Annotated in this window: 11 protein-coding genes; 7 read left to right on the forward strand and 4 right to left on the reverse strand. The window is 61.7% G+C overall.

Annotation, left to right across the window (positions count from 1 at the left end; all coding sequences use genetic code 11):
• Positions 1–497: 497 nt before the first annotated feature.
• From rpsT to mutM, 3 genes are all read right to left on the reverse strand, one after another.
• Positions 498–773 (reverse strand): 30S ribosomal protein S20, encoded by a 276-nt coding sequence (rpsT, locus tag GGD50_RS18670; RefSeq protein ID WP_107106788.1) that lies wholly within the window; start codon positions 771–773, stop codon positions 498–500.
• A gap of 191 nt (positions 774–964) precedes the next feature.
• Entirely contained in the window at positions 965–1738 is a 774-nt protein-coding gene (locus tag GGD50_RS18675; RefSeq protein WP_107106787.1) for an enoyl-CoA hydratase, read from the reverse strand.
• Between the two features lie 17 nt (positions 1739–1755).
• Complete coding sequence (gene mutM / locus GGD50_RS18680; RefSeq protein WP_107106786.1) at positions 1756–2646, reverse strand: bifunctional DNA-formamidopyrimidine glycosylase/DNA-(apurinic or apyrimidinic site) lyase; 891 nt, start codon at positions 2644–2646, stop codon at positions 1756–1758.
• Positions 2647–2788: 142 nt separating this feature from the next.
• Here mutM and ubiE point away from each other — a divergent pair, with 142 nt between their 5' ends.
• Together ubiE and ubiB are read left to right on the forward strand one after the other, a co-directional pair.
• Complete coding sequence (gene ubiE, locus GGD50_RS18685; protein WP_107106785.1) at positions 2789–3565, forward strand: bifunctional demethylmenaquinone methyltransferase/2-methoxy-6-polyprenyl-1,4-benzoquinol methylase UbiE; 777 nt, start codon at positions 2789–2791, stop codon at positions 3563–3565.
• A gap of 62 nt (positions 3566–3627) precedes the next feature.
• Complete coding sequence (gene ubiB, locus GGD50_RS18690) at positions 3628–5202, forward strand: 2-polyprenylphenol 6-hydroxylase (RefSeq protein WP_107106784.1); 1575 nt, start codon at positions 3628–3630, stop codon at positions 5200–5202.
• Between the two features lie 73 nt (positions 5203–5275).
• Here the strand turns inward: ubiB and GGD50_RS18695 are convergent, their stop codons facing one another.
• Complete coding sequence (locus GGD50_RS18695; protein ID WP_107106783.1) at positions 5276–5608, reverse strand: DHCW motif cupin fold protein; 333 nt, start codon at positions 5606–5608, stop codon at positions 5276–5278.
• A gap of 204 nt (positions 5609–5812) precedes the next feature.
• Here GGD50_RS18695 and GGD50_RS18700 point away from each other — a divergent pair, with 204 nt between their 5' ends.
• Genes GGD50_RS18700 through GGD50_RS18720 form a run of 5 tightly spaced genes read left to right on the forward strand, consistent with a single transcriptional unit; the run spans position 5813 to position 11531 of the window.
• Entirely contained in the window at positions 5813–7396 is a 1584-nt protein-coding gene (locus tag GGD50_RS18700; protein WP_107106782.1) for an aromatic amino acid lyase, read from the forward strand.
• Between the two features lie 26 nt (positions 7397–7422).
• Positions 7423–8805: a dihydroorotase gene (locus tag GGD50_RS18705; RefSeq protein ID WP_107106781.1), complete on the forward strand. Its 1383-nt coding sequence runs from the start codon at positions 7423–7425 to the stop codon at positions 8803–8805.
• Positions 8805–10079 (forward strand): Zn-dependent hydrolase, encoded by a 1275-nt coding sequence (locus tag GGD50_RS18710; protein ID WP_107106780.1) that lies wholly within the window; start codon positions 8805–8807, stop codon positions 10077–10079. Before GGD50_RS18705 ends, GGD50_RS18710 begins: the two co-directional genes overlap by 1 nt.
• 3 nt (positions 10080–10082) lie before the next feature.
• Positions 10083–11183, forward strand: coding sequence for a thiohydantoin desulfurase (locus tag GGD50_RS18715; RefSeq protein ID WP_107106779.1), 1101 nt, complete (start codon positions 10083–10085; stop codon positions 11181–11183).
• A gap of 18 nt (positions 11184–11201) precedes the next feature.
• Entirely contained in the window at positions 11202–11531 is a 330-nt protein-coding gene (locus GGD50_RS18720; RefSeq protein ID WP_107106778.1) for a TfoX/Sxy family protein, read from the forward strand.
• The last annotated feature ends 56 nt before the right edge of the window (positions 11532–11587 follow it).

Below are 11587 nucleotides of genomic sequence, written 5' to 3' on the forward strand. Positions count from 1 at the left end.
AACCGCTCCGTCACAAGGAACAAAAACCACCCCCCGCTGCCGTGACTGGCAGTGTTCGCCGAAGCCGTTTGAGATGATGTCCGCGCCCCTTGTTGAAAGTCATTTAGGCAGGATCGTAGGCTGAGATCAACGATGAATTTTACACAAAATTAAGAGGCGGTCCTTGACTCCGGAGGCCGTTTTTGAGTGTCACAACCCCGTCAAAAAAGAATCGCTTTTGAATCAAGGAGATTCCCGTTCAGCGCGATTCCCACAGCTTTCAAAACAAAAAAATAAAAAAAATCCTTGACTCACCCGGGAGCCCGCGGGCCGTCATGCAGATCACCCAATATCGGGGCATCCTGCTATAACCGCTTGTTTTTAAACGGTTTTTTCTGTCACCTCAGTGACATGGTCAGCCGGCTACATTTTTACCATACAGCCCAATTTTGGCTGAATCCAAAAAGCCCGGCACAAGGGCCGGGCTCAAGTCTAACGATCAAATCGTTAAGGAAAAATTACGCGGTCGGGGCCGAAAGTGCCTTCACACGCTTGGCAAGACGCGAGACCTTGCGGGAAGCGGTGTTGGCATGCAGGACGCCCTTGGTGGCAGCGCGAGCCAGTTCCGGCTGCGCTACGAGGAAGGCTTCCTTCGCACGATCCGCATCACCCGATGCGATGGCTTCTTCGACCTGGCGGACGAAAGTGCGAACGCGCGAGCGACGAGCCTTGTTGACATCGGTGCGGCGGGCGATCTTGCGGGTCGCTTTTTTCGCCGAGCTGGTATTGGCCATGTATGCCTCTCTTAGAATTCGAACATAACTCCGTCAGTGCAGCGCGGGCCTTGCGGCCACTTCATCCAGCAATGCGGGAGCAATTGCGGAAAACCAGATCGGCTTTCCAAACTGTGGCGGGCATATAACCGGAATGAGCGTCGGCGTCAACGCGGATTCTCACGGAACCCGCGCAATTCCGGAATCTCGCTTCACCTGTTCTTGAAGACGGGTTTGCGCTTCTCGATGAAGGCCGCCATGCCTTCCTTCTGATCCTCGGTGGCAAACAGGCTGTGGAACAGCCGGCGCTCGAAGCGCAGGCCCTCTTCCAGCGTCGTCTCCAGCGCCCGGTTGACCGCCTCCTTGGCCATCAGCACCGAGGGGCGCGATAGTGAGGCGATCTTGGCGGCGGCGGTCAGCGCCTCGTCGATCAGCTTGTCGGCCGGCACGATGCGCGACACGAGGCCGGAACGCTCCGCTTCAGCGGCATCCATCATCCGGCCGGTCAGGATCAGATCCATCGCCTTCGCCTTGCCGACGGCGCGCGTCAGGCGCTGCGAACCGCCCATGCCCGGAATGATGCCGAGCGTGATCTCCGGCTGGCCGAACTTTGCCGTATCGGCAGCAATGATGAAGTCGCACATCATGGCAAGCTCGCAGCCGCCGCCGAGCGCAAAGCCGCTGACGGCCGCGATGACGGGCTTGCGCGCCTTGGCGACCTCGTCCCAGCCGCTAATGAAATCGCTCTTATAGACATCGGCGAATTCGAGCGGCTGCATCTCCTTGATGTCGGCGCCGGCGGCGAAGGCCTTTTCCGAGCCCGTCAGCACGATTGCGCCGATCGCCTCGTCCGCATGAAAAGCGCCATACGCCTGCTTCAATTCGGCAAGCACCGTCGAATTCAGCGCATTCAGTGCCTGCGGCCGGTTGATCCTGATGAGACCGACGGCCTCATGCGTTTCGACGATGAGGGTTTCATAGGCCATGTGTCTCTCCCTTCACATTAGCTTTGGCAGAAGGCGCAATAGAAAGAAGAGCGCCCCGCCTGGACGATGCGGGCGACCGTACCGCCGCAGCCGGGCGTCCTGCAAGGCTCCGCCTCGCGATCGTAGACGGAAAAGGAATGCTGGAAATAGCCGAGCGAGCCATCCGTCTGGATATGATCGCGCAATGACGAACCGCCGGCGGCTATGGCATCGGCGATGACCTCGCGGATTGCGACGACCAGCTGAAGCAATTGCTCTTTCGGCTGGCCGGCTTCGGTCACCAATGTCCCGGCGGCGCGCTGCGGCGACAGATGCGAACGCCATAACGCCTCGCACACATATATATTGCCGAGCCCGGCGATATTCTTCTGGTCGAGCAATGCGCTTTTCAGCGGCTGCGCCTTGCCCGAGAAACGTTCGGCCAGATAGTCGGCGCTCAATTCATTGCCGGTCGGCTCCGGGCCGAGATCGCGGAAGGAAGGATGACTCGCAAGATCCGCGCGCCGGACGATGTCCATGAAGCCGAAACGGCGGGGATCGTTGTAAATGACGCGCGCAGGGCCGTTGGCGCCCTTTAAATGGAAGATGACATGATCATGCTTCTCGTCTTTCGAGCGCGGATGATGGAAGTCACCCGGCGTATCGGCAATCGCTCCATTCTCGATGCGAAACGAGCCGGACATGCCGAGATGCGATACGATCGTCATGCCATCATCGAGATCGATCAGCAGATATTTCGCGCGGCGCGACAGCGACGTGATGCCGCGGCCGGACGCGAGGCGCGAAAACTCGGGCGGAAAGGGAAAGCGAAGATCGTTGCGCCGCAGCTCCAGTTCGGCGAGCAGCGCACCTTCCATCGAAGGCGCAAGCCCGCGCCTGACGGTTTCGACCTCTGGTAATTCCGGCATTGCTATCCATCTTTATGTTTCAACCGCTTATGATCTGAGCTATAGCCCAAAGCATTGCGGCTGGTGACCTGGCTCAGGAGATAGCGTGGCAAACGCGATTTCGCTATGGTCCGCCACGAATTTATGTAACGGAGTTGAGCTGATGGCAGAAAGCCGCACCTCCGCCGATGGCGGCATGGAAACATCCTATGGCTTCCGCGAAGTGGCCGATGGCGAGAAGCAAGGTCTCGTCAACGAGGTGTTCCACAAGGTCGCCAAACGCTACGACATCATGAACGACGTCATGTCCATGGGCCTGCACCGGGCCTGGAAGGATGCGATGATCGCCGCGCTCAATCCGCGCAAGGACCCTGCCTATAAGGTCCTCGACGTTGCCGGCGGTACGGGCGACATCGCCTTCCGCATCGTCGAGGCCTCGAACCGGCTGGCGCACGCCACCGTGCTCGATATCAACGGCTCGATGCTGGGTGTGGGCGCAGAGCGCGCTGCGAAGAAGAAGCTTACCGACAACCTCACCTTCGTCGAAGCCAACGCCGAGGAACTGCCCTTCGAGCCGAACTCCTTCGACGCCTATACGATCGCTTTCGGCATCCGCAACGTGCCGCGTATCGATGTGGCATTGAAGGAAGCCTACCGCGTGCTGAAGCGCGGCGGCCGGCTGCTGGTGCTGGAATTTTCCGAAGTCGACCTGCCGCTGCTCGACCGCGTCTACGATGCCTGGTCCTTCAACGCCATTCCACAGTTCGGCAAGGCAATCACCGGCGATGCCGAACCCTATCAGTACCTGGTGGAATCGATCCGCAAATTTCCGAACCAGCAGGATTTCGCGACGATGATCCGCGAGGCAGACTTTTCGCGCGTGAGCTTTACCAACTATACCGGCGGCATCGCCGCCCTGCACTCCGGCTGGAAGCTCTGACGCATGATACCGAAAAATGTGACGCGGTTTTCGGCTGGCATCCAGCGAGACATTGAGACCCGATGAGTGCTTTCACCGCATATTTCGGCCTCATCAGGGTCGGCTGGGTGATGGTGCGCGAAGGCGTGGTCATCGCGCTTCCGTCCGAGGGACTGCCGCCCTCCGTCAGCCTTGCGAAATCCTTCGTCAGCATTTTTGCCCGCAAGCGTGCCAAGACCCAGGCGCGCAGCGATCGTTTGGCCAAGGCGGTCGAGCGTCTCGGACCTTCCTATGTGAAGATCGGCCAGTTCCTGGCGACGCGACCCGATGTCGTCGGCGTCGACATGGCCAACGACCTTTCGCAATTGCAGGACCGCATGGCTTTCTTTCCGAATGCGGCGGCAAAGGCTGCAATCGAGGGTTCGCTCGGTCGCCCGCTCGACGATCTCTACGTAAGCTTTGACGAACCGATTGCCGCCGCGTCGATTGCGCAGGTGCATCCAGCGGAAGTGCAGACCGCGCAAGGCCGCAAGCGCGTTGCCGTCAAGGTCGTCCGGCCGGGCGTCCGCCAGCGCTTCGTCAACGATATCAAGGCGATGTATCTTGTTGCCGGTCTGCAGGAACGCTTCATGCCGTCGAGCCGCCGCTTGCGGCCTGTTGAAGTGACGCGGACACTGGAGCAGACGACCAAGGTCGAGATGGATCTGCGGCTCGAGGCGGCGGCTCTTTCCGAGATCGCCGAAAACACCGAGAAAGATCCAGGCTTCCGCGTCCCCAAGGTCGATTGGGAACGCACCGGCCGCGACGTCATCACCATGGAGTGGATCGACGGCGTCAAGATGTCCGATGTCGAGGGGCTGAAGGCCGCCGGCCACGATCTCAACCTGCTCGCCGACACGCTGATCCAGTCCTTCCTGCGACATACGCTACGCGACGGCTTCTTCCACGCCGACATGCATCCCGGCAATCTCTTCGTCGATGCCGAAGGGGAGATCGTCGCCGTCGACATGGGCATCGTCGGGCGCCTCGGCAAAAAGGAACGCCGCTTCCTGGCCGAAATTCTCTATGGCTTCATCACCCGCGACTATGTCCGTGTCGCCGAGGTGCATTTCGAGGCCGGCTACGTGCCGGCGCATCACAACACAGAGAGTTTCGCGCAGGCGATCCGCGCCATCGGCGAACCGATCCACGGCCAGCCGGCCGAAACGATCTCCATGGGCAAACTGCTGACACTGCTCTTCGAAGTGACCGAGCTTTTCGATATGGAGACGCGGCCGGAACTGGTGATGCTGCAGAAGACCATGGTCGTGGTCGAGGGCGTGTCGCGCATGCTCAATCCGCGCTTCAACATGTGGAAGGCGTCGGAACCCGTCGTCGGCGACTGGATTCGCACCAATCTCGGACCCAAGCGTATCGTAACCGACCTGAAGGACGGTTTGAAAGCGGCCGTGAAACTTGCCGAAGCCGTCCCCGAAATCGCGGCCAAGACCGAGAAATTCCACCACGAACTCCTCGCCATGAGCGAAAACGGTCTGCGCTTCGATCCGCAGACGGCGGAGGCGATCGGCAAGGCCGAGGCGAAGCACAGCCGTTCCGGACGCCTGGCGCTTTGGATCATCGCGCTCGTGCTGATTTATATTGCATGGCTTTTGAGCTGACCTGCTCCCGTGGCCGCGCCGTTGCGGCCAGGGCACTCGTATGCGCTATGTCGCGGTAGCCCCTTGGGCGATTTCAGTCGACGATGAACAACTTAACGCCTGTCTTCGTCGATGACCGGTGCGCGGCGTCGCCGAAATCGGACACTTGATAGCTCATCCCCTGCGTGAGGATCGATACCCGCCCATCCTTCAACTCGGAGATCAATTCGCCTTCGAGCACGTAGATAATGTGGCCTCGATCGCACCAATGATCGGCCACATAGCCGGGCGTATATTCAACAATTCGAACACGGATGTCGCCGATATTCAATGTCCGCCAGAGCGCATAGCCGCTTTCGCCTGTATGCTTGGTCGGCGAAATCTCATCCCAATTCGTTACTGTAAAAGGTAGTTCAGGAATCTTCATCGCCGCGCTTTTCCGAGATTGAGCGGATCGTTCGGCATAGAAACGGCGGCGACGTCCATTCGTCAATCCTGCCGCATTGCAGGGTGATGCAGCAGCCTGCTTTGCATGTACTTCTGCTCGCGCGGTATGGCAGGTGTTCGACATTTGGGATATCCCATTATCAATTATGCTCGCATAACCTCACGGGAAAGGAGAACCGCAAAGATGGAGCGTCAGAAGGCCGGCATCGAACTCACCGGGCAACCCCTGGGGTTCAGCGATCTGGTGCGGATCGGCGCTGGCGTCGTGATCCCCTCGGCATCGGAAAGCGGCCTGGTGCGCGTGCGCGCGGCGCGCGAAGTTCTCGAAAGCACGATCGAATCCGGCATGCCCGTCTATGGCTCGACCACCGGCGTTGGAGCGATGAAGGATGTGGAGTGGTCGCCGGAAGACCTCGACACCTTCAATCTTGGCCTGGTACGCGCCCATCATTTCGGCACCGGGGCACCCTTTTCCTTGTCCGTCGTGCGCAATGCCATGGCGATCCGGGTCAATACCGCGCTTACCGGCCGGGTCGGCTGCTCGCCGGAACTGATCGACGCCTATCTCCAGCTTCTGCATGCGGATGTCATTCCCGTCGTCCGCCGCACCGGCTCGATCGGCTGCGCCGATATTGGCCTGATGGGGCAGATCGGCGCGGTGCTGACCGGGGTCGGCGAAGCGGTCTATCACGGCCGGCGCATGCAGGCGGCGGATGCCTTTGCCGCGGCAGGCATCAAGCCGGTGAGGATGCTGCCGCGCGACAGCCTGGCGTCGCTCAGCGTCAACGCCGTCAGTTTCGCGGCGGCCGCCGAAACGACCCGCAATGCCGCCTCCTCGATCCGCGTATTGCTCGCGACCGGCATGATGGCGGCCGGCGCGCTCGGTGCCTCGCGTGATCCCTGGCACGCGGTACGACACGTCGGCACGGCGCGCGAAGCCCTGATCGGTGCATGGCTTTGCAAAGCCTCCGACGAATGGCCATGGCCCGTCGCGACACATGTGCAGGACCCCTTAAGCTTACGCATGATCGGCCAGGTCTTCGGCGCGGTGATCGAAAATCTTCTGGCCGCCGGTCATAAGATCCTGGCGGCGACGGGCCGCTCCGACGACAATCCCGTCATCGTCGACGGTCGCGTCATGACATCGGGTGGTTCCCTGCCACTCGACGTGACCATCTTGCTCGAGGCTGCGGTCATCTGCATGGCGCATGCGGCGCGCAATGCCTTCAATCGTTGCGTCCTGCTCGGCAATGGCCAACGGCGCGGCCTGCCGGTCAATCTGGTGCCCGAAGGCAAGATCGCCACCGGCTTCGGCCCGATCATCAAGCTTGCCGGCGAGATCTTTTCGCGGGTGCTGTCCATGTCCAATCCGGTCTCGGCGCAGTCACTGGTGGTTGCCGCCGGCATGGAGGATGAAGCCGCCTTCTTGCCGCTGGTGATCGAACGTTTCGAGCGGCAGATGCGGGCGCTGAAGCGTCTTGCGGCACTGGAAGCCCTGCTCTCGGCGCAGGCGATCGACATTCTCGGCGACACGCCGGAAGGTGTGGCGCGCATGCTCTACGACGTCGTGCGCAAACATGCGGACTTCTATGTCGTCGACCGACCGTTATCGGCCGAAGTTGAAGCGATCGAAGAGGAACTGGCCTCAGAAGCCTTCGTGTCCGAGATGATCGCCCATGCGCCGATCCTCGCCTATGATGACTTCTTCGCCCTCGGCTCGCTGGAGCGAGTGGAAGAGCGGCTCTATCACGACACTGTCGCGATCTGATCAACCGGTGAACGGGGAGACTGGATATGGCTGATTTCGATCTCGTTCTGCAGGGCACCGTGGTTCTTCCCGAACGCATCGTGGAAGAGGGTTATGTTGCCGTGCGCGATGGCAAGATCGCAGAGATCGGCATCGGCACCCCACCCGCAGCGCGCGAACGGCATCTGCTCGGCAAAGCAATGATCCTGCCCGGCGCGATCGATGCGCAGGTCCATTCGCTCTCCCAGAAAGACCAGGAGGATTTCATCTGGTCGACGCGCTCGGCAGCCGCCGGCGGCGTTACCACCATAGTCGACATGCCCTATGACGAGGGCAATCTGGTCTGCTCGGCAGCGGCGGTGAAAAAGAAGATCGATCGTGCCGCGCCGCAAGCCCGCGTAGACTTTGCGCTTTACGGCACGGTCGACCCGGAGGAAGGGCCTGCACGCATCCGCGAAATGGTCGAGGCCGGCGTCGCCGCCTTCAAATTCTCCACATTCGGCACGGACCCGAAGCGCTTCCCGCGCATTCCGCCGGCCCTGCTCGACGCCTGCTTCGCGGCGATCGCACCGACGGGGCTGACGGCCGGTGTGCACAATGAGGATGATGAAGCCGTCCGCACCTATATGGAGCAGGTGAAGGCGAGCGGTATCAGCGACTATCGCGCACACGGCCTGTCACGACCGCCGATCACCGAACTGCTTGCCATGCATACGATCTTCGAGACGGGCGCGGACACCGGCTGCCCGGCGCATGTGGTGCATTGCTCGCTCGGCCGCGGCTACGATATTGCCCGCGCCTACCGCCGCGACGGCTTCGAGGCGACGGTGGAGTGCTGCATTCACTACCTGACGCTGGACGAGGAAAACGACGTGAAGCGCCTTGGCGGCAAGGCAAAGATCAATCCGCCGATCCGCCCGCGTGCCGAAGTGGAGACGCTGTGGCGCAAGGTGGCGGAAGGCAATGTCTGGCTTGTCTCGACCGACCATGTCAGTTGGTCGGAAAACCGCAAGACCAATCCGGACATGCTGGCAAACGCATCGGGTGTTCCGGGCCTCGAAGTCATGGTGCCGCTCTTCGTCAAGGGCGCGCTGGAGCGCGGCGTGCCGCTCACCTGGGCGGCGAAGCTGATGGCGGAAAATCCCGCAAGGCACTTCCGCCTCGACCATATCAAGGGGGCGCTAACCCCTGGCAAGGATGCCGATATCGTGGTGCTGGAACCGCGCGAAACCGTCTACGATGCTGCTTCGAGCGGCAACAATGTCGTCGGCTGGAGCCCCTATAACGGCATCCGCCTGCCTTGGACGGTATCCGCCACCTATCTTAGGGGCAAGCAGATTACTGACGGAAACAAAGTATTGGCCGAGCCGGGCAGCGGCAGATTTGTCCACCCGCTTCCTCGCCAGATTATCGCCGGAGAGACTGCCTGATGAACCAACCAAAACGCCACAACCTGCCTGTCAACGCCGATCGCATCGCCGAGGATATCGAGGCGCTGGCTGGCATCACGGAACCCGATCACCCCTGGACACGCCGCGCCTTCTCGCCGCTGTTTCTGAAAGGTCGCACTTACATTGAGGCGCGCATGAAGGCGGCGGGGCTCACGACGCGCATCGATGCCGCCGGCAATCTGATCGGCCGGCGCGCGGGCGCAAAATCCGGTCTCGGCACGATCCTCGTCGGATCGCATTCCGACACCGTACCCGATGGCGGCCGCTTCGACGGCATTGCCGGCACCATTGCTGCGCTCGAAGTTGCGCGCTCCCTTAAAGATCGCGATATCGAGCTGGATCATGATCTGGAGATCGTCGATTTCCTGGCCGAAGAGGTCAGCATCTTCGGCGTATCCTGCATCGGCAGCCGCGGCATGACCGGGCAGATCCCCGAGGCGTGGCTTTCCCGCGTGAGCGGTGACCGCACGCTTTCGCAGGGCATTGCAGAGGTCGGCGGCGACCCGTCGGTGCTGCTCGCCCAGAAGCGCCCGGATCTCGCAGGCTTCCTGGAACTGCATATCGAGCAGGGACCGGTGCTGGAGGCAGAGAACAAGGATATCGGCATCGTCACCGCGATCGCCGGCATCACGCGCATCGAGATCACCGTGGAAGGCCGCGCCGACCATGCCGGCACAACGCCGATGGACCGCCGCGCGGATGCGCTGGTGGCCGCCTCGCAGCTCGTGCTCGATATCCGGAGCCGAGCGGCCGAGCAGGCGAAGACGCCGGGCCATTTCGCCGCCACCGTGGGCGAATTCCGCATCGAGCCGAATGCCGCCAATGTCGTGCCGTCCAAGGTGGTGCTGCTGATCGACGGCCGCGCCGAAATCCGCAGCGACATGGAAGAGTTCCTGGCCTGGATCGACGCTGCAGTGCAACGGATAGCGGAAGCTTACGGAGTGACCATCAAGTCGCCGGTCCGTGTCTCCGATAATTTCCCGACGCCGGGCGCTCCGGTTCTGCTGGAAACGCTGGAGCGCGCCTGCGACACGGTCGGTGCTAAGCATCGCCGCATGGCCTCCGGCGCCGGCCACGACACGGCGTGGATCGCCAAGGTCGCACCGGCAGCGATGATCTTCGTGCCCTGCAAGGAAGGCCGAAGCCATTGCGCCGAGGAATGGGCCGAGAATGATGACATCGCCATGGGCGCGGCCGTTCTGTTCGAAGCGGTGCGCGACATGGACAGGAACCTCAAGCAAAACCGGGAGTAGCCAATGGGACGCGTACTCGTTGCCAAGGATGTGGAAGCGGCCGTCAAGGGTGGCTCCGTTTACGCTGCCGGCGGCGGCGGCTGGGCCGATCACGGCCGCATGCTCGGCTATGCGGCCGTCAACGTCGGCAAGCCGGAGCTGGTGTCGATCGACGAGCTCGACGACAACGACTGGATCGCAACGGCCGCCGCCATTGGCGCGCCTGCCTCCACGACCGCCTGGGAAATGCAGGGCATCGATTACGTGAAAGCCGTGCAACTGCTGCAGGACGAGCTTGGCGAAAAGCTTTCCGGCCTGATCATCGGCCAGAATGGTAAGTCCTCGACGCTGAACGGCTGGCTGCCATCGGCCATCCTCGGAACGAAGGTCGTGGACGCGGTCGGCGACATCCGCGCCCATCCGACGGGCGACATGGGCTCGATCGGCATGGCGGGTTCGCCCGAGCAGATGATCCAGACCGCGGTCGGCGGCAACCGCGCCGAGAACCGCTATATCGAGCTGGTCGTGAAGGGCGCGACGGCGAAGATTTCGCCGATCCTGCGCGCGGCCTCCGACCAGTCCGGCGGTTTCATCGCCTCCTGCCGCAACCCGCTGCGCGCCTCCTATGTCCGCACGCATGCGGCGCTGGGCGGCATCTCCATGGCGCTTTCGCTCGGCGAAGCGATCATCGAGGCAGAGAAGAAGGGCGGCAGCGCCGTCATAGACGCGATCTGCAAGACCACCGGCGGCCATATCCTGGCCGAAGGCACGATCACCAGGAAGGATGTCGTCTACACGAAGGAAGCCTTCGATATCGGCACCGTCACGGTCGGCAGCGGCGAGAAGGCCGTGGTCATGCATGTGATGAACGAATACATGGCGGTCGAAGATGCCGGCGGCAAGCGCCTTGCGACCTTCCCCTCCGTCATCACCACGCTGTCGCCGGAAGGCGAGCCCTTAAGCGTCGGTCACTTGCGCGAAGGCATGCACGTCTTCATCCTGCATGTGCCGATGGATATCATTCCGCTGTCTGCCAGCGTGCTCGATCCGACCGTCTATCCCTCTGTCGAAAAAGCCATGGGGATAGAGATCGCGAAATACGCTCTGGCCGGCAAGAAAGGCTGACAGCACCGGGAGAAGACAATGGCACGCGACGCAGGTCTTGAGGAATTGCTGAAAGAAGAAATCGGGCAACGGCCGGGCCTCAGCGAAAAAACGATGTTCGGGGGTTGGGCCCTTCTGCTCAACGGCAACTTGCTTTGCGGCGCCCGCGACGACGGCATGCTGATCCGCCTCGGCAAGGGCAATGATGCCTGGGCGCTGGAGCAGCGTGATATCAAACCCATGTTGTCAGGCGGCCGCGAAATGCAGGGATGGGTGCGCGCCGGGCCGGAAGCCTATGGCAACGACATGCTACGCAAGCGACTGCTTTTGGCCGCGCTGAATTTCGTTGAAGGCCTGCCGCCGAAATGAATGCCGAGGGGTGCCACCCTCTTCTCCTCATCGGGGAGGAGAAGGAAGACCACCAA

The sequence above is a fragment of the Martinezella paranaensis genome, assembly GCF_014200235.1.
Taxonomy (GTDB): domain Bacteria; phylum Pseudomonadota; class Alphaproteobacteria; order Rhizobiales; family Rhizobiaceae; genus Rhizobium; species Rhizobium paranaense.

Excerpts from the sequence above, each read along its gene's own strand:
- GGD50_RS18715 (WP_107106779.1), top strand. The coding sequence starts at position 10,083 with ATGGGACGCGTACTCGTTGCCAAGGATGTGGAAGCGGCCGTCAAGGGT.
- GGD50_RS18710 (WP_107106780.1), top strand. The coding sequence starts at position 8,805 with ATGAACCAACCAAAACGCCACAACCTGCCTGTCAACGCCGATCGCATC.
- GGD50_RS18700 (WP_107106782.1), top strand. The coding sequence starts at position 5,813 with ATGGAGCGTCAGAAGGCCGGCATCGAACTCACCGGGCAACCCCTGGGG.
- GGD50_RS18705 (WP_107106781.1), top strand. The coding sequence starts at position 7,423 with ATGGCTGATTTCGATCTCGTTCTGCAGGGCACCGTGGTTCTTCCCGAA.
- ubiE (WP_107106785.1), top strand. The coding sequence starts at position 2,789 with ATGGCAGAAAGCCGCACCTCCGCCGATGGCGGCATGGAAACATCCTAT.
- ubiB (WP_107106784.1), top strand. The coding sequence starts at position 3,628 with ATGAGTGCTTTCACCGCATATTTCGGCCTCATCAGGGTCGGCTGGGTG.
- rpsT (WP_107106788.1), bottom strand. The coding sequence starts at position 773 with ATGGCCAATACCAGCTCGGCGAAAAAAGCGACCCGCAAGATCGCCCGC.
- GGD50_RS18695 (WP_107106783.1), bottom strand. The coding sequence starts at position 5,608 with ATGAAGATTCCTGAACTACCTTTTACAGTAACGAATTGGGATGAGATT.
- GGD50_RS18720 (WP_107106778.1), top strand. The coding sequence starts at position 11,202 with ATGGCACGCGACGCAGGTCTTGAGGAATTGCTGAAAGAAGAAATCGGG.
- GGD50_RS18675 (WP_107106787.1), bottom strand. The coding sequence starts at position 1,738 with ATGGCCTATGAAACCCTCATCGTCGAAACGCATGAGGCCGTCGGTCTC.
- mutM (WP_107106786.1), bottom strand. The coding sequence starts at position 2,646 with ATGCCGGAATTACCAGAGGTCGAAACCGTCAGGCGCGGGCTTGCGCCT.